We start from the raw sequence: 15,944 nt of genomic DNA on the forward strand, positions 1-15,944 counted from the left end.
CCCCGGGTGGCCGGATTTGGCTTTCTGTACAGCGTCCATGCTCAGCGCACGAATAGCGTTAGCAAGCTCTTTACGTGAGGACATTTTGACTCCAGTTCGGACTGTTGAAGGCCATGCCCTTAACGACTTGACGAGAGCGCGTTTTGGGCTACGCCGGAAAAAAGTGTGAACAATGTAACCCAAGCGACAAGTCATGTACATGGAGCATCCTTTTGCCCTTTAAGAAATCTCTGGAACAGGTTGTGCTACGCCGGAATCCGCTCGCCCGCATCCTGCGATACTCTTTATAATTTACGCAGAATACGGTTCCCTGCCGTCGCCGTATTTTCGGATAAACAACCATAAGATTGTGGAAGATAAAAATGAAAATTCGCTCAACCGTACTTGCTCTTGGGATCGCAGCAACCCTCACCGGATGTCAGAACATGGACTCCAACGGTCTGCTCAGCTCAGGCGCCGAAGCCTTCCAGGCATACTCTCTCAGCGACGCGCAGGTGAAAACCTTAAGCGACCAGGCCTGTAAAGAGATGGACGCCAAAGCGAAAATCGCCCCGGCCAACAGTGAATACAGCCAGCGGCTGAACAAAATCGCGGCTGCGCTGGGCGATAACATCAATGGTCAGCCCGTGAACTACAAGGTCTATGAGACCAAGGATGTCAACGCCTTCGCCATGGCCAACGGCTGCATCCGCGTCTACAGCGGGCTGATGGATCTGATGAACGATAATGAAGTCGAGGCGGTGATCGGCCACGAAATGGGCCACGTCGCGCTGGGCCACGTGAAGAAAGGCATGCAGGTCGCCCTGGGTACCAACGCCGTGCGTGCGGCGGCGGCCTCCGCGGGCGGTATCGTCGGTAGCCTGTCGCAGTCTCAGTTGGGCGATCTGGGCGAAAAACTGGTGAACTCGCAGTTCTCCCAGCGTCAGGAATCGGAAGCGGATGATTACTCTTACGACCTGCTGCGTAAGCGCGGTATCAATCCGTCGGGACTGGCCACCAGCTTCGAGAAACTGGCCAAGCTGGAAGCCGGTCGTCAGAGTTCGATGTTTGACGATCACCCGGCCTCAGAAGCGCGCGCCCAGCATATTCGCGATCGCATGAAGGCCGACGGGATTAAATAATCATCAGCGGGAGGCATTATTCCCTCCCTTTTTTATATATCCGTTAAAATATTTAGCCGCATTAATTGATAATTTAAGCGCACAAACCGTTAATTATTATCACAGCGCATCACAGCCAATTATTTTATGCCCGGCGATTCAGAAATATATTATTTGGTAAATTAAAAAGGCCGCACACTATCTGGCTTCCAGAATCGTCTTTACCCGAATAATAAATAGTCCACCCCTTACTGCCTGGCGCACGGCTCATGCACCATACAACCTGTTTCCGGCTGCAATAACTGCTCACACAATGATTGCTTTCGACATTATTTCAGGAGAATATCTGGTCAGCAGTGATTCCCTTGAATATATCGACAGACAGAGAAGTGCCCTCAGTGAAAAAAGAATTACCATTAATCGCACTTGGCATTATTGCCGCCGCGCCGGCTTTCGCCAGCCAACAATCTACCAGTCAGGGCTTTATTGAAGACAGCCACCTGGATCTCTTTTTACGTAACGCTTATATCAAACGCGATTATCGCGATGGTTTGCCGGATAAAGCCGAATGGGGTCAGGGTATCATCGCTACCTTCGAGTCCGGCTTTACTCAAGGGCCGGTCGGCTTCGGCGTTGACGGCATTGCACAGTACGCCGTGCGCCTCGACGGCGGCCGCGGCCGCAGCGGCGCGGGCGGTATCGACTTTTTCGCCCAGGATGATGATGGCCGCGCAAAGTCCGATTTAGCAAAATTTGGCGCTACCGCTAAAATGCGCTTCTCGAATACCGTCCTCAGCTACGGTAGCCAGCGCCCGATGCTGCCTATCGTCTACGCCGATGACTCGCGGCTGCTGTACGAGAGCTATACCGGTACCATGCTGACCTCAAGAGAAATCGACGGTCTGGAAATTAACGCCGGTTATCTCACCGATCAGCAGCGCAAAAGCGACGACAGCCACAATAGCGGCCTGAAGAGCCTGACCTTTGGCGGCGCCAGCTATCAATTCAACGACCAGCTCAGCGGCGCGCTTTACGCTTCGCACGTCGAAGACGTGCTGAATAAGCAGTATCTCGGCCTGAACTACAAGAAGCCGTTCGCCACCGACCAGCAGCTGATTGTTGACTTCAACGGCTATAACTCGCGCTTAGATCAAGAATATGCCGACGCCAATGACACCGGGCGCAGCAACAGCATCTGGAGCCTGGCCGCCAGCTATATCTGGGATATTCACACTTTTAAGGTCGCTTACCAGCAAAGCAGCGGCAGCACCGGCTACCACTACGGCGGGTATCAGAATCAGGGCGGCGTCGGCGATGGCGGCAACACCATCTGGCTGGCTAACTCCTACTGGTCAGATTTTAACGGCGAGGATGAACGTTCCTGGCAGGCCTCCTATGGCCTGGATTTTGCCGGACTGGGCGTACCGGGCCTGAGCTGGACCACCGCCTACGTTCGCGGGGATAACATTAAAACCGCCGAGACCAGCAACGGTAAAGAACACGAATGGTTCAACCAGGTGCAGTACCAGGTGCAAAACGGCATGGCGAAAGATTTGAAATTGAGACTCCGCTATTCGGTGCTGCGCGTTTCCAGCAACGCCAGCGACTATAACGTCAGCGGGAATGAAGTGCGGTTCTACGTCGAATATCCGTTTAACGTGTTTTAACCATATAATGAACCCTCTCCAGTGAGCCGGCCCTCTCCCGGCGCGCAGGAGCAACCGTCCGGCGCCTTGATTAACCCCCTGTGCCGTGCGGTACCCTCTCCCCGGAAGGGAGAGGGTTGGGGTCACTGGGTTATCATTAATACAGCGTCTTCTGCGGCGGGCCGGCAAAGCGCAGCGCGCCAATCTGGCCCATCTTCACTTCCACCACCGATGGCCCCGGCATCGCCAGCGCTTCGGTCATCACCGCCTGGAAATCCTCAGCCCGATCCACGCTCCACGCCTGCAAACCCATCGCCTGCGCCAACAGGGTAAAGTCTGGCGTGTGCAGCTCGTTGTAATACTGGCGGCCGCCAAAATACTTATCCTGAATACCGCGCATTACGCCGTAGCCGCCGTCATTCATAATCAACAGCGTCACGTTGGCCTTCTCCTGCGCCAGGGTCGCCAGTTCGCCAAGGTTGAGGCTCAGGCCGCCGTCGCCGACCAGGCCGACCACTTTACGTTGCGGATTGGCAATCGCGGTACCCACCGCCATCGGTAGCCCCATACCGATGGCTCCGGCCAGAGAATGGATATTCATCAGCGGGCCGTGAGCGCGGAACAGACGGCTGCCCCACAGGCTGCCGGAAACGGTAATATCGCGCACCAGGATGCCGTCATCGGGCAGCGCCTGCGCAATCGCGTCATTCAATTTAGCGTAATCGCCGCACTGGTCGCGCAGCCCCTGCTCCGCCGCCTCTACCGCCTCTTTAAGCTGGCTATCCCAACGCGCATCGCCCCATATCCGGCCCTGCACCCGCGCTGCCAGCGCCGCTAATAGCGCCCGGCAATCCGCCACCAGGGTATTGTCCATCAAGTAGTTACGGCTGGCCGCCGCCGGGTCAATATCAATCTGCACCCGCGGCGTGGGCAGTTCCAGCGTCCACGAGCGCGTTTCGTTGCTGCGCAGCCGGGAACCGGCAACAAGTGTGAAATCACATTGTGAAATCAGCGCTTCAACCGAGGGAGAATTATGAAACGCGCGCAGGCTGGCGCGATGGCTGTCCGCCAGAATGCCGCGGCCGTGGGTACTGGAAATCACCGTCACCCCGGCATCCGCCAGCGTCTTCACCGCCTCGCCGCTCTCTAACGCGCCGCCGCCAAGCCACAGCAGCGGCTGCTTCGCCTGCTTAAGCTGCGCCCACAGCGCATCGACCAGCGACGCTTCCGGCTCAACCGCCGGAGCGCGTTTCAGCGGCGCGGTCAGCAGTGAAAGCGGAATTTTGGCGCTCTGAATGTCGATTGGGATCTCCACCGAGACCGGGCCGCACGGCGGCGTCTGCGCCTCCTGAATCGCCTTATGCAGGATAGCCACCGCCTGGTTGGCGTTGCTAATGCGGTAAGCGCGCTTCGAACTGGCTTTCAGGAAGGTCAACTGATCGCGGGTTTCATGAATGAAACCGGTGTCGGCGTCCAGCCAGGCTTTTTCGACCTGTCCGGTCAGGTGCAGCAGCGGCGTACCGGCGTTCATCGCCTCAACCAGCGCGCCGACCGCATTACCCGCACCCGCGCCGGTACTGGTCAGCGCCACGCCGAGCCCGGAAAAACGGCCGTGGGCGTCAGCCATGGTCACCGAGCCCGCTTCACCGCGCGCCGGAACAAAGCGGATTTTTTCCCGCTGGCCGACGGCATCGGCGATCGGCAGGTTATGGATAGAAATGACGCCATAAATGGCTTCAACGTGATACTGCTCCAGCGTTCTGGCGATGGCATCGCCGACGGTTATCATTTCGCTCATTGCTCACCCTTTCTCAGTCGCACCAGTGGTTGACGCTATTACCCGTCGCCAGATAAATGCTCTTTTGTTGCATCCAGGCTTTCAGCCCCTGGATCCCTTTTTCGCGGCCCAGACCGCTCTCTTTAAAGCCCCCAAACGGGGTCGAAATGGAGAAAACTTTGTAGGTGTTGATCCACACCGTACCGGCTTCCAGTTGTTCGCTCAGACGCAGCGCGCGGCCGGTATCACGCGTCCAGATCCCCGCCGCCAGTCCGAAGACCGAATCATTGGCCTCGCGGATCAGCGCTGCTTCATCGTGAAAACGCATCGCCACCAGAACCGGTCCGAAGATCTCTTCCTGGCAAACGCGGGCCTGATTGTTCAGCCCTTCAATGATGGTCGGCAGGAAATAGCTGCCTGCCGCCAGCGCCGGATCCGCCGGGATCTCGCCGCCGCATAGCACGCTGCCGCCTTCTCGTTTCGCCAGCTCGACGTACTCCAGCACGCTCTGCCGGTGTTTATCGTTGATCAGCGGCCCGACGTGGGTGCCAGCGCTGAACGGATGGCCAACCCGCAGCCCTTGGGTTAACTCCAGCAGGCGGGCCATTAATTGCGGATACACTTTGTCATGAACAAACAGCCGCGAGCCGGCAATACAGGCCTGGCCGCCGGAGCTGAAAATGCCGTAGCAGATGCCCCGCGCCGCCTGTTCGATATCGGCATCTTCCAGCACGATGGTCGGTGATTTGCCGCCCAGCTCCAGCGACGCCGGAATTAGCTTTTCCGCCGCCACATGCGCCAGGTGACGTCCGGTGGTGGTGCCGCCGGTAAAGGAAATTTTGCGCACCTTAGGATGGCGGGCCAGCGCATCGCCGATAATCGATCCTTTACCCGGCAGCACGCTCAGCAGTCCGGCGGGTAAACCGGCCTGCTCAAAGATCTTCGCCAGTTCCAGCGCCATGAGCGGCGTGGCTTCCGCCGGTTTGAGGATCACCGCATTTCCGGCGGCGATCGCCGGGGCCACCTTCTGCATTTCGCTGGCGATCGGCGAGTTCCACGGGGTGATCGCCGCCACCACGCCCAGCGGCTCATAGCGGCTCAGGGTCAATAGATCTGCCTGCCGCGGCGTCGGCAGCTCGCCTTCCAGCAGTTCACAGGCGGCGGCAAAATAGCGTGCCGTCCCCGCCGCGCTCATCACCAGCCCTCGCGCTTCCGCCAGCGGTTTACCATTATCGCGGCTCTGCTTTTGGGTGAGCTCATCAAGCTGTGCTTCAATTAGATCGGCGACTTTATGCAGGATCTTCGCCCGCTGATGCGGCAGCATCGCCCGCCACGTTGGCTCCCGCCAGGCGCGGTCGGCACAGTCGATCGCCTCCTGTAAATCATCGAGGCTTGCCGCATGCAGCGCCGCGTTAATAGCGCCATCCGCCGGAAACTGGCTGTGCATCAAATTGCCGCCGCCGCGACGCCACTGACCGCCGATAAAAATGTCTAATTCGTCCATCTCAGCCTCTCTGCGTTATGCCAGTTCACGGCAGGCGCGTACCGCGCTCAGTGCCGCGAGGGTCGATGTTTTCGGATTGCTGGCGAGCGGCAGGCCGCTCAGCTCCAGGTGAAACTCGCCGAACAATCCTTCGGCGTGTAGCGTATGGGTGTTGCGTTGCGTCGCCGGATCGACCATCAGCTGTACTCGGGTCGCGTCAAGGCCGATACCGCCCAGCGCGATGGTTGCCGCCACGTTGGCATTTGCCGGGAATAGCCGCGCCGCCTCGCGGGCGCTGCCTTCGAAGAAAATTTGCGCTTCATTGACCGCGCTGAGGTCGATAAGCTGTTCGGCATAGCTGCCGCGCCAGCTGGCCGGGCTTTTACGCGACTGATAGGTCACTCGTTCAAGCCCCCCCTCTTTGGCCGCCGCCAGGCCGTCAATCCCGGCTACTGCGCCAGCCAGCAGCGTCAACTTGCCGCCCGCCTGACGTAAACGCTGTTCCAGTTCGCTGTCCGCCAACGCACCGGTCGAGATCACCGCCAGATGCCAGCCGCGCGCCAGTACCGCTTCGCCGTATTGCGCGACCGCCTGCTGACTGGCGCATTCCAGCACCAGATCCGGCGTCCCACCGCATTGCAGCGGATCGGTAAGCGGCGTCACCGCTTGACCAAACTGCAGGCAGATCGCTGCGTGATGCGATTCGCGCGCCACGATCCACTCCACCCTCACCTGCGGCGGCAGGCGTTCAATCACCGCCTGGGCCATCGCGCCATAGCCAATTAACATGACCTTTTTCATCATCTTTCCTTACAGATGGCGACAGAAACCGCCGGAAACGTCCAGCGCCGCGCCGGTGGTAAAGGAGGCCAGCGGCGAAGCGAGGAATAGCAGCGCTTGCGCTGGCTCCTGCGGCTTACCGAGACGCGCCATCGGGATCCCCCGCTTACGGGCGATATCGGCGGTCCACTGCTGCCAACTCTGGCTCTTATCGCTTCGGCTCTCAAAACGGCGCTGCCACTGCCCGGACTCCACCATCCCCAGCAGAATGGAATTCACACGAATACCTTTATCCACCAGCTCTTTCGACAGAGTCAGCGTCATATTGAGCAGCGCGGCGCGGGCGGCAGAGGTGGCGATCATGTGCTCTTCCGGCTGTAACGCCAGCAGCGAGTTCACACAGGTAATCGAGGCGATATCCGACGCCTCTAGCAGGGACTGAAAGGCCTTTACCGGGTTAATCACGCCGAACAGTTTCAGTTCGGCTTCGTGCAGCCAGGCCTCACGTGGCGTATCGGCGAAGTGGGCGACATAGCCCTGGCCGGCGTTATTAATCAGCATATCGACGCCGCCGAAACGCGCGACGACCGCGGCGGCGAACGCCTCAACTTCAGCTTCGTTCAGTACGTCACAGCGCCAGGAGAACACCTCACCTTCTGGATATTCGTTTTGCAACGCCGCATGGGCGCTAGCCAGCCGATCCGGGTTGCGGCCACAAAAGGCGACTTTCGCCCCTTCGCCCAGCAGCAGGCGCAGCGTTTCAAAGCCGATTCCTGACGAACCGCCGGTGACTACCGCGACGCGTCCTTCAATTTGTGCATTCATCGCGCACCTCTTCCCCTATGCGTAAAAGCTGTTGATTAAAAAAGATTTCGTTATCGAGATAGCTGGCATGTCCAGCCTGAGGGATGGCGATGTAAGGGGCGCCGTAACGCAGCGCCACTCCCTGCACTAACTCCGGTTGGGTAATGGCATCCTGCTCGCCACACCACACGGAGAGACGACCGCGATAGTCGGCGAGCCAACGGTGAATGTCGTCATGGGCCAGCATCCAGGCCGCGGCGAGATAACCGTCGCGGCGTAGCCTGCGCGTCCCCGCCGCCACCGTCGCCACATCGGCTTCGCGCGCGCCAGGGCGCAGCAGTTTTGCCGCTCGCCCCTGGGCCATCGCCTCGCCGCCCAGCGCTATCTGCTGTTGACGCCCCTGCCAGACTTTTTCCCGCTGTGCGGCTTCCGCCTGGCCGTAGCCCTGCGCGACGTCGGCGAGCACCAGGTAAAGCACCCTCTGCGGGTATTTCGCGGCGAAGGCGGCCGCCACCAGCGCGCCCAGCGAATGGCCGACCAGTATGGTTTGCTCTACTCCAGCGCGGTCCAGCATTCGCGCCAGCGCGTCGGCGTAATCGCCGGCATTCGCCGGCGCCGCCGCCAGCATCGGGCTTTCGCCATAACCGGGCATATCCCAGGCCAGCACGCGGTAGCCGGGTAGCGCCATCTGTTTATGCCAGGAGGCCGCGCCGGAACTGATGCCGTGCAGCAGCGTCAGCGGAATACCGCTTCCTTGTTCACGAAACCCCGTCATCATCGCCCCTTAGTTACGTTTTACTTTTGCCAGCGGATGATCTTCCGGGTAGGTCGGAATATGCGGCTTATGGGTGCCGAGCATCACGCACATCAGCGCCTCTTCTTCGCCGTGGTTAAACAAACCGCGGTAAATTCCAGGCGGCACCGAGATCAGATCGCGTTCGCGCAGCACGGTTTCGGTATAGTTGTCGCCGTCCTGAATCATCAGAGTGATCTGCCCTTTGAGCATGAAGAACACCTCTTCTACGTCATCATGCAGGTGCAGCGGGCCTTCACATTTGGACGGCAACACCATGGTGGAAAAGGTGAAGTGCTCGGCCGGAACGGTGTTGGTATCACTGGCGACGCCGGTGGCGCCGGTGCCGATGTAGCGCATCTGCGCGCGGCGATATTTCGGATCGAAATCGGCCTGGAATTTCAGCGCATTCCAGTCATATTTGCGGCCTTCAAAGCGCGCGATACGCGACTCCACCCACTCTTCCATCGTCAAATGGTCAGGTTTCAAACTCTGTTTTGCAGTTACGGTTGAATCAGTCATCGTTTTATCCTCAGTAACGTCTCAGCAGCGGCAGTAACAGGGCGCAGCCCACCGCCGCCATCACCGCCAGAAAAATCAGCCCGGAATCCATGCTATGGGTGAAGGCGATAAGCGCGCCCATCACCGCCGGCGATAGCGCCCCGGCAAAGTTTCCCAGCCCGTTGAAAATTCCACCCGCCGTGGCGCTGACCCGTGGGTGGGGCGCTTTAGCCAGCAGCGCGAAAATGTTTGGCGCGCCGGTGCCCCACATAAAGGTGCTAAAGCTCATCGCCGCGATTACCGGCAGCGGCGTGGTGAAATGCATCACTGCCGCCAGGCCAATACCCGCGCCTGCCAGGGAAATAAAGCAGGCGGCGGCGCGCCTATCGACGCGGTCGGACAGCCAGGCGCCGATAATTTCGCCTAGCAACATGGCGATAAATGGCATCGACGACAGCCAGCCGGCGTGTTCCAGATGAATGCCTTTGCCTTTAATCAGGTAGCCCGGCAGCCAGCCGTTGATCCCCCACAGATAGGCGAGAAAGGCGATGTTGAAGATGCAGATCATCCAAAAATGCGGACTCACAAAGAGCTCGAGACGCGCGCTGCGGCGCGCTTCCTGCGAGGTTTTATCGCTGCTCGCTCTCGCCTCCAGTTGTACGCCGCGCAGCCCGATGCGTACAAAAATCAGCACCGGTATCGTCAGCATCGCCATCACGAAAAATGTGCTCTGCCAGCCGAAGGTATTGAGTAGCCAAATTGACAGCGGGAAACCCAGCGCCGCGCCAACCGGCGTGCCGAGCAGCCACAGCATGGTGGCGCGGGCCTGTAGCCGCTGCGGGAAGGTGTGGCGCACCACGGCGAACGCCAACGGAAACAGCGGCCCTTCAGCAATGCCCAACAGGATGCGCAGCGTCACCATCAGCGCGTAGTTGTGGGTGAAGCCCATGATCACCATCAGGATGCACCACACCACCATCATTCCAGTCAGCAGACGCAGCGGCGCAATCCGGTCGCCAAGGCCGCTTAATAACACTGACGAGAAGCCGTAACTCAGCAAAAAGGCACTCATCAGAATGCCCAACCGGGTGGTGTCGAAATCGATGCCCATCGCCTGTTGGAAGTGACTATCGGAAAACAGCGCGGCGATACTGATTTTGTCGAAAAAAGCCAGCAGCACGCAGGCCAGCAGCGACAGCGGAATGGCCCAACGAACTGCTTTTTCAGGCGTGCGGACGCCCTCACCGCTCGCCTCTGCAGGCGCGGCGTTGGTCTCTAATGTGGTCATTTCTCCCCCTTAAGGGTTCGCGTTTCTTATCGCAATGACATCAGCGAGAAAGTCGGGTCAGCGAGCGGGACGTTAGAGAGATCCCTTCCCGCCGCCATCCAGCGCTTCGCCAGCTTCACGATACGTGCATTATTGAAGGCCACCAGCTGAGTTAAGCGTCCATCGGCATTCAGGGAGAAGTAGATCGCGCCCTGCGGCTCGTCACGCACAATGGTCCGGCTGCCCGCTTGCGGGATCCCGAGGATCTGGATATTGCGATCGTATTGATCTGACCACAGCCACGGCGCCTCGTCGTAGCCGCTGGCCTGTGGATCGAGCATCGCTTTCGCTGTCGCGATGGCCTGATTTTGCGCAAAGGCCCACGACTGAATGCACAGACCGTACTGATGGTGCTGGGCGACATCGCCAGCGGCGAAAATCGCCGGATCGTTACTGCGCCCTTGGGCATTAACGACAATCCCGCGATCGACAGTGAGCCCGGCATCGCGCGCCAGTTCGAGATTCAGATCGACGCCGATCCCCACCACTACCGCATCGAAGGTTTCCCGCTGGCCGTCGCAGTGCAGCGTCGGCAAGCCGTTATCATCTTCCAGCTCCAGCGCGCCGCAGCCGCGGCGAATATCAACGCCCTGCCCGCGATGCAACTCATCCAGCGCCTGCGAGACCTCCATACTGACCGAGCGCATGCACAGCGCCGGCTGCTGTTCATAAAGGGTCACGGCTACGCCGCTTTTGCGCGCCGAGGCGGCGATTTCGAGGCCAATCCAGCCGCCGCCGACGATCGCCAGCCGCGTTGCCGATGCCAACCGCTGCTTCAGACGCTGCGCGTCCTGCCAGTGGCGCAGGGTATATACCTGAGGATGCTGCCCCCAGGCCTCGGACGGCAGCCGCGCGCGGCCGCCGGTGGCGATCAGCAGTAGGTCGTACGCCAGCGTTTCGCCGTTGCTCAGCGCCAGGGTTTTATTTTGCCGGTCGATCGATTTCGCGCGCAGCGGGCGGTACCAGCGCAGATCCAGTGCCTGCTGCACCTCGGCGCTGAATAACCGCGGCAGCGCCGGTTCGGCCTCCAGCAATGCCGCTTTCGACAGCGGCGGGCGCTCGTAAAAATCCCATTGCTCTTCGGCAACCACACAAATCTCGCCGCTAAACCCTTCATCACGCAGCGTTTTCGCCGCCCAGCCGCCAGCCTGGCCGCCGCCGATAATGACTATCCGCGCCGTCATACCGCCTCCGGTTTTTTCTGCTGGCGACGGGTATCGTGATCGATACCGCCTTCCACCGCCCATTCGGTAAAGGACACGAGTGAATGCTCAAGCTCGCGCGGCTGCCAGTTTTCCGTCAGATAGTCATCGTTGGTGTAGTACTCAAAAGCGCCGCCGGTCGGGCTGTTGACATACCAGAAGTAGGCCGAGGAGACCGGATGGCGGCCGGGACCGATAAACGTGCTCCACGCGTTTTTATTCATCGCAATGCCGCCGCCGATCACTTCATGAATATCCCGCACGGTAAACGCGACGTGGTTTAGCCCGCGCTTGCGGTTGGGCAACTGCAATAAGAAGAGGTTATGGTGTCCGCCGCGCACGCCGCAGCGCAGGAACACCGCGCGATTGATGTAGCGGTCTGACACCTGAAAGCCGAGTACTTCGCGATAGAAACTTTCCACCGCCGCCAGTTCTTCCACGAAGAACACCACGTGGCCGACGTTAATCGGCTGCGCGCGGTCGTAGACCGGGCTCGGGGTGTCGATGCGACGCACATCGCCCCACTGGTTGATCGGTTCAACGTTCAGTTCAACCGCCGTTTGCTGGCTAACCTGCACCCGCAGCGTCATACCGTTGGGATCGCGGCATTCCAGCGCACCGTCGATTTCACGGAAAGCGGGCTGGCGTTCCAGCTTCGGGCGCAGCGCATCCAGCGCCGCCCGATCCGCCACGCCCCAGGTCATGCGACGCAGGGTGTTGCCCGCCTCAAAGGCTGGCGGTAAGTTGGCGGCATCGGTCGGGTTAAGTTCGACCCGCGCGCCGCTGAGGGTGGTAAACGCGCGGCCGCTGGCGTCGCCGGTCAGGCCAAAATCGCGCATAAATTTGGCGCTGTGGTTCAGGTCGTCTACGCCAAATTCCAGCTTTTCAATTCCGGTAATACTCATTATTCGTCGCCTCTTTACCGTTCAGTCGCCCGAATTTGGGCGTAAAACATGCCCGACGCAATCAAGCGCCTGCCGTTAAGTTGTTGATTTAACTTGCTTGTGACAAATATCCGAGGAAGCCGGAAATTTTGTCCGCCGCCATACTGACTTCGTTCTGCAACCGCTCGCGATCGCTTTGCGGGATCTCGTCCGACGGCACCAGAATGCTGACGACCGCCGCCACCCGGCCGCTGCGGTTAAAGACCGGATAGACAATCGATGAGATGCCGTGGCGGTAGAACGATTCGCCAATCACGTAGCCGCGGGCTTTATCCTGCTGCACCATCTGCCACAGCGCTTCGCGGTCGTACAGCTGGCCCGGCGCATTGCCCGGCAGCCGTTCATCCGGGAACAATTGTTCAAACTCGCTGCGGGAAACATCGGTCAGCAGCATGCGGCCAAGCGAGGTGCAGTGCACCGGTAGCCGCGTTCCGACGCTGACCTGGTTGATACGCGAACCGGCGGCGCTGACGCGGGCGATGTAGATGATGTCGCGGCCGTCGCGGATCGCCAGATGGCTGCTGCACTGGCTGATATCGCGTAGTTGCTCGATGACCGGCTGACCCACCTGAGCGACATCCAGTGAGGCGATATATTCAAAGCCCAGACGCAGTACGTTCATGCCCAGCGAAAAGGTATTGGTGCGGGCGTTGCGCTCAAGAAAGCCCATATATTCCAGCGTCTGCACCACGCGATAGGCGGTCGCTTTCGGCATATCCACCAGCCGATGCAGCTCGGCAAAGGTCAGATCGCGATGCTGTTCGCCAAACGCCAGCAGCAGTTGTAAACCGCGCTCAAGACCGGGCACCAGATACTTCACTTCCTGATCGTTCGCCATACCGCCTCACTTATTAGTTAAAGACAAAACCGCCGTTGACCGGGATCAGCTGGCCGGTGATAAAGCGCGAAAGATCGCTCAGCAGCCAGACCACGCTGCCGGTGACATCTTCCGGCTGCTGCGCGCCGCTGAGCGCGCGGCCGTTCTCATACAGTTGATGACGCTCGGCTGGAACGTATTCCGTGGCCTCAACGCGGGTCAGTCCCGGCGCGATGGCGTTGATACGGATCCGCTTTTCACCCAGCTCGCGGGCCATAGAGCGGGTCATCGCAATCACCGCGCCCTTACTGGCGACATAGGCCATCAGCCGCGGCGCGCCCCACAGCGCGGTATCCGAAGCGACGTTGACGATCGCCGCCCCTTCGCGCAGCAGCGGTACCGCCGCGCGGGTCACCAACCAAGTGCCTTTGACATTGACCGTCATTACCCGATCCCACAGATCCGGATCGTAATCGATCATATTTTTTCCGCCGACGCCGGTGGCCATCGCTGCGTTATTGACTAAGCCATCGATAGACCCCTGCGCGCCGATGGCGCTGAAGACCTGCTCGATCGATGCTTGACTGGCAAGATCGATGGCGTGAGATTCGACCTGATAGCCCTTCTGCCGCAGGCGATGAGCGCTTTCCGCCAGCTCTCCCTGCAGGATGTCGCACATCACCACCGTCGCGCCCTGAGCGGCGCAGGCTTCGGCAAAGTGGTACCCGAGACCGCGCGCCGCACCGGTGACGACAATACGTTTACCGTTTAGCAGGCCGTTCATCAGGCGGCACCCTGCTGCGCTTCGCGGAGCGCTAACTGCTCTTTCGCCGCTTTCTGCATCATGCGGCGCAGGCGGGACAGACCGACGTCATGTTGATAAAGGTATTCATGATCGCGGGCGTTCGGCGCCAGGCTTTCCAGCACCACGCGATCCTGTTCCAGTACTTCCCAGTGCAGTTTTTCCAGACGGTTGCGGTACATAAAGCGCCACAGATCGCGCTGCCAGCCCTGAACGCCGCGGATGCGCCAGAAGAAGACGCGACAGTTATCGTTATCTTCCGGAACCACCATGCCGACGATCCAGAAATGGCCGCCCGGCCCGAAACGCTTTTTGTACGGAATAGACAGACGCATCCAGTAGGCGCCGCTGTTGCCCAGTTCAACCCAGTCAAAGTTAACGCCGCTCTGCCCTTTTTTCTCGAAGATAAAGCCGGTTTTCGTCGGCTGCAGGACCATATCGGCTTTGCGATCGCCTTCCGCCATCGAGTGCGATGACGAGTGCAGATAGGTACCGTGCATCGGGTCCATCACGTTTTCCAGCGCGTACTGGTAGTTGCATTTCCACGCCGCGGTGCACAGGAAGTTACTGTATTTTTCGCTATCGGCTAGTTCCTCAGGGAAGCTCAATTCATCAGGCTGCTGATCGGCGGTGACGCCAAACCACAGGAAGATTGCCCCGTGCGCTTCGTGCACGCTGTAGCTGCGCACGCACTGCTGGCCGACCAGCGGGCAGCGATCCACCGCCGGGACGTCTTTGACTTCGCCGTTGCCGGCGACTTCCACGCCGTGATACCAGCAGGCGATACGATCGCCTAAGTTCCAGCCCATTGACAGGCGTGCGCCGCGATGCGGGCAGCGGTCTTCCAGGGCCTGCACCTGGCCATCTTTATTCCGCCAGACCACGATCTGCTCGCCGAGACGGGTAATGCCTACCGGCGCAGACTGCACTTCCCAGCTCGCCAGCACCGGATACCACAGGCCGCGCAGTCCTTTATCAAGATAGTTTTGTACCGTTGTCGTCATCGCTGTGTCCTCAGTAGCCGTTAACCTGTAAAAATGCCTGGAAGCTGCTTTCGCTCCACGGTTCGCCCTGTTGGTCATGCATCCTGACGCCATTGAGGCCGTTCACCAGTTCACCGAGACTTTCCGCGCCCTGCTCGAACAACGTTTCCAGGGTGGCGATAAGCTGCAGTTCCCAGTTTTCCGGTACCCGGCTGCGGGTTTGCCAAATCAGATTGTGATAGTCGCCAGGCTTATGGATATTGCCGTTTCCGCCTTCCGCCGGTGGCGTAAACTGGCGGCTTTCCGGTAGCGCCGGGTTGAAGTCCAGGGATTCGCTCATGCCACGTTCTCCTCGATAAAGGTAATCTGGATCTGATTGTCGTATACCCGCACCGGGTAACGATTAAGGTTGCGACCGCCGGGTCCATGCAGGCACTGGCCGGTTTTGACGTCGAATACCGCCTCATGCAGCGGGCATTCCACCTTGCCATCTTCGACAAAGCCCTGGCTCAGGAGCGCATAGGCATGAGGGCAAACGTCTTCCAGCGCGTAATATTCGCCATCAATCAGATAAATACCGATTTCCTTACCGTCGATATTGCCGCTATATGGGAAATCTTCCTGTACTTGCTCCGCGTCACATACGCCTATCCAGCTCATCGCAATCCTCCAGGCTTTTGTTTCATATATGAAACTCTGTTTCTTATTTAATACGGTCAATATAAAAGCGGTGAATGTTTCGTCAAGCATTAATGTGACGAATTTGTTAATAAGTGGCTTTTAAATTAGCTAAGTGTGCAATTGATCACGAAAAACTGCATTCAGATGAAATGATGATATTTAAAGCGGTGATCCATTATAAATAAAAATGCCGATTTAAATTTCACATACGACTATTGACTTCTTTTGCAGACGATCATTAAAAATGGGCAACAGCGGAAACCATGGTGTTTCACCCATGAAACAGACATTTATTTAATCATTT

The 15,944-nt window shown here is 59.0% G+C and carries 17 protein-coding genes; 2 read left to right on the plus strand and 15 right to left on the minus strand.

Going from position 1 to position 15,944, the window contains the following annotated elements; translation table 11 throughout:
• Window positions 1–84: hypothetical protein (locus HMPREF9538_RS33290; protein WP_223420893.1), on the minus strand; the 84-nt coding region annotated here is incomplete at its 3' end.
• Window positions 85–362: 278 nt separating this feature from the next.
• Here HMPREF9538_RS33290 and HMPREF9538_RS23230 point away from each other — a divergent pair.
• Window positions 363–1,121, plus strand: coding sequence for a M48 family metallopeptidase (locus tag HMPREF9538_RS23230; RefSeq protein ID WP_004151780.1), 759 nt, complete (start codon window positions 363–365; stop codon window positions 1,119–1,121).
• A gap of 377 nt (window positions 1,122–1,498) precedes the next feature.
• Entirely contained in the window at window positions 1,499–2,767 is a 1,269-nt protein-coding gene (locus HMPREF9538_RS23225; RefSeq protein WP_009484122.1) for an OprD family outer membrane porin, read from the plus strand.
• A 136-nt stretch (window positions 2,768–2,903) separates the two neighbouring features.
• Here the strand turns inward: HMPREF9538_RS23225 and HMPREF9538_RS23220 are convergent, their stop codons facing one another.
• The 14 genes from HMPREF9538_RS23220 to HMPREF9538_RS0126910 all read right to left on the minus strand — a co-directional run bounded on the left by HMPREF9538_RS23220 (window position 2,904) and on the right by HMPREF9538_RS0126910 (window position 15,619).
• Window positions 2,904–4,544, minus strand: a complete 1,641-nt coding sequence (locus tag HMPREF9538_RS23220; protein WP_004149794.1) for a thiamine pyrophosphate-binding protein — start codon at window positions 4,542–4,544, stop codon at window positions 2,904–2,906.
• A 13-nt stretch (window positions 4,545–4,557) separates the two neighbouring features.
• Window positions 4,558–6,027, minus strand: coding sequence for an aldehyde dehydrogenase (locus tag HMPREF9538_RS23215; RefSeq protein WP_004151779.1), 1,470 nt, complete (start codon window positions 6,025–6,027; stop codon window positions 4,558–4,560).
• A 15-nt stretch (window positions 6,028–6,042) separates the two neighbouring features.
• On the minus strand, window positions 6,043–6,807 hold the full coding sequence (locus tag HMPREF9538_RS23210) for an aspartate dehydrogenase (protein WP_004211378.1): 765 nt from the start codon (window positions 6,805–6,807) through the stop codon (window positions 6,043–6,045).
• Window positions 6,808–6,816: 9 nt separating this feature from the next.
• Window positions 6,817–7,611, minus strand: coding sequence for an SDR family oxidoreductase (locus tag HMPREF9538_RS23205; protein ID WP_009484124.1), 795 nt, complete (start codon window positions 7,609–7,611; stop codon window positions 6,817–6,819).
• On the minus strand, window positions 7,595–8,365 hold the full coding sequence (locus HMPREF9538_RS23200) for an alpha/beta fold hydrolase (protein WP_020316621.1): 771 nt from the start codon (window positions 8,363–8,365) through the stop codon (window positions 7,595–7,597). Before HMPREF9538_RS23200 ends, HMPREF9538_RS23205 begins: the two co-directional genes overlap by 17 nt.
• 9 nt (window positions 8,366–8,374) lie before the next feature.
• Entirely contained in the window at window positions 8,375–8,905 is a 531-nt protein-coding gene (locus HMPREF9538_RS23195) for a cupin domain-containing protein (RefSeq protein ID WP_004152888.1), read from the minus strand.
• Between the two features lie 10 nt (window positions 8,906–8,915).
• A complete protein-coding gene (locus HMPREF9538_RS23190) occupies window positions 8,916–10,172 on the minus strand; it encodes an MFS transporter (RefSeq protein ID WP_009484126.1) in 1,257 nt (418 codons plus the stop codon).
• 26 nt (window positions 10,173–10,198) lie between these two features.
• On the minus strand, window positions 10,199–11,395 hold the full coding sequence (locus HMPREF9538_RS23185; RefSeq protein ID WP_004174432.1) for an NAD(P)/FAD-dependent oxidoreductase: 1,197 nt from the start codon (window positions 11,393–11,395) through the stop codon (window positions 10,199–10,201).
• A complete protein-coding gene (locus tag HMPREF9538_RS23180) occupies window positions 11,392–12,318 on the minus strand; it encodes a VOC family protein (protein WP_004149799.1) in 927 nt (308 codons plus the stop codon). Before HMPREF9538_RS23180 ends, HMPREF9538_RS23185 begins: the two co-directional genes overlap by 4 nt.
• Before the next feature lie 88 nt (window positions 12,319–12,406).
• Complete coding sequence (locus HMPREF9538_RS23175) at window positions 12,407–13,195, minus strand: IclR family transcriptional regulator (RefSeq protein ID WP_004144761.1); 789 nt, start codon at window positions 13,193–13,195, stop codon at window positions 12,407–12,409.
• Window positions 13,196–13,208: 13 nt separating this feature from the next.
• A complete protein-coding gene (locus tag HMPREF9538_RS23170; protein WP_004174430.1) occupies window positions 13,209–13,958 on the minus strand; it encodes an SDR family oxidoreductase in 750 nt (249 codons plus the stop codon).
• The gene (locus tag HMPREF9538_RS23165; RefSeq protein ID WP_004151770.1) at window positions 13,958–14,980 is read right to left on the minus strand and encodes an aromatic ring-hydroxylating oxygenase subunit alpha; all 1,023 of its coding nucleotides are present in this window, start codon (window positions 14,978–14,980) and stop codon (window positions 13,958–13,960) included. The genes HMPREF9538_RS23170 and HMPREF9538_RS23165 overlap by 1 nt, the downstream gene beginning before the upstream one ends.
• A gap of 10 nt (window positions 14,981–14,990) precedes the next feature.
• Complete coding sequence (locus HMPREF9538_RS23160; protein WP_004144765.1) at window positions 14,991–15,299, minus strand: recombinase-like helix-turn-helix domain-containing protein; 309 nt, start codon at window positions 15,297–15,299, stop codon at window positions 14,991–14,993.
• Window positions 15,296–15,619, minus strand: coding sequence for a Rieske (2Fe-2S) protein (locus tag HMPREF9538_RS0126910; protein WP_004151769.1), 324 nt, complete (start codon window positions 15,617–15,619; stop codon window positions 15,296–15,298). Before HMPREF9538_RS0126910 ends, HMPREF9538_RS23160 begins: the two co-directional genes overlap by 4 nt.
• Window positions 15,620–15,944: the final 325 nt, after the last annotated feature.

It is taken from the genome of Klebsiella sp. MS 92-3 (assembly GCF_000195655.1).
Lineage (GTDB): Bacteria > Pseudomonadota > Gammaproteobacteria > Enterobacterales > Enterobacteriaceae > Klebsiella > Klebsiella pneumoniae.

Coding starts and splice junctions, on each gene's coding strand:
- HMPREF9538_RS23215 (WP_004151779.1), bottom strand. CDS start 6,027: ATGGACGAATTAGACATTTTTATCGGCGGTCAGTGGCGTCGCGGCGGC.
- HMPREF9538_RS23190 (WP_009484126.1), bottom strand. CDS start 10,172: ATGACCACATTAGAGACCAACGCCGCGCCTGCAGAGGCGAGCGGTGAG.
- HMPREF9538_RS23210 (WP_004211378.1), bottom strand. CDS start 6,807: ATGAAAAAGGTCATGTTAATTGGCTATGGCGCGATGGCCCAGGCGGTG.
- HMPREF9538_RS23165 (WP_004151770.1), bottom strand. CDS start 14,980: ATGACGACAACGGTACAAAACTATCTTGATAAAGGACTGCGCGGCCTG.
- HMPREF9538_RS23205 (WP_009484124.1), bottom strand. CDS start 7,611: ATGAATGCACAAATTGAAGGACGCGTCGCGGTAGTCACCGGCGGTTCG.
- HMPREF9538_RS23220 (WP_004149794.1), bottom strand. CDS start 4,544: ATGAGCGAAATGATAACCGTCGGCGATGCCATCGCCAGAACGCTGGAG.
- HMPREF9538_RS23160 (WP_004144765.1), bottom strand. CDS start 15,299: ATGAGCGAATCCCTGGACTTCAACCCGGCGCTACCGGAAAGCCGCCAG.
- HMPREF9538_RS23230 (WP_004151780.1), top strand. CDS start 363: ATGAAAATTCGCTCAACCGTACTTGCTCTTGGGATCGCAGCAACCCTC.
- HMPREF9538_RS0126910 (WP_004151769.1), bottom strand. CDS start 15,619: ATGAGCTGGATAGGCGTATGTGACGCGGAGCAAGTACAGGAAGATTTC.
- HMPREF9538_RS23195 (WP_004152888.1), bottom strand. CDS start 8,905: ATGACTGATTCAACCGTAACTGCAAAACAGAGTTTGAAACCTGACCAT.
- HMPREF9538_RS23185 (WP_004174432.1), bottom strand. CDS start 11,395: ATGACGGCGCGGATAGTCATTATCGGCGGCGGCCAGGCTGGCGGCTGG.
- HMPREF9538_RS23175 (WP_004144761.1), bottom strand. CDS start 13,195: ATGGCGAACGATCAGGAAGTGAAGTATCTGGTGCCCGGTCTTGAGCGC.
- HMPREF9538_RS23180 (WP_004149799.1), bottom strand. CDS start 12,318: ATGAGTATTACCGGAATTGAAAAGCTGGAATTTGGCGTAGACGACCTG.
- HMPREF9538_RS23170 (WP_004174430.1), bottom strand. CDS start 13,958: ATGAACGGCCTGCTAAACGGTAAACGTATTGTCGTCACCGGTGCGGCG.
- HMPREF9538_RS23200 (WP_020316621.1), bottom strand. CDS start 8,365: ATGACGGGGTTTCGTGAACAAGGAAGCGGTATTCCGCTGACGCTGCTG.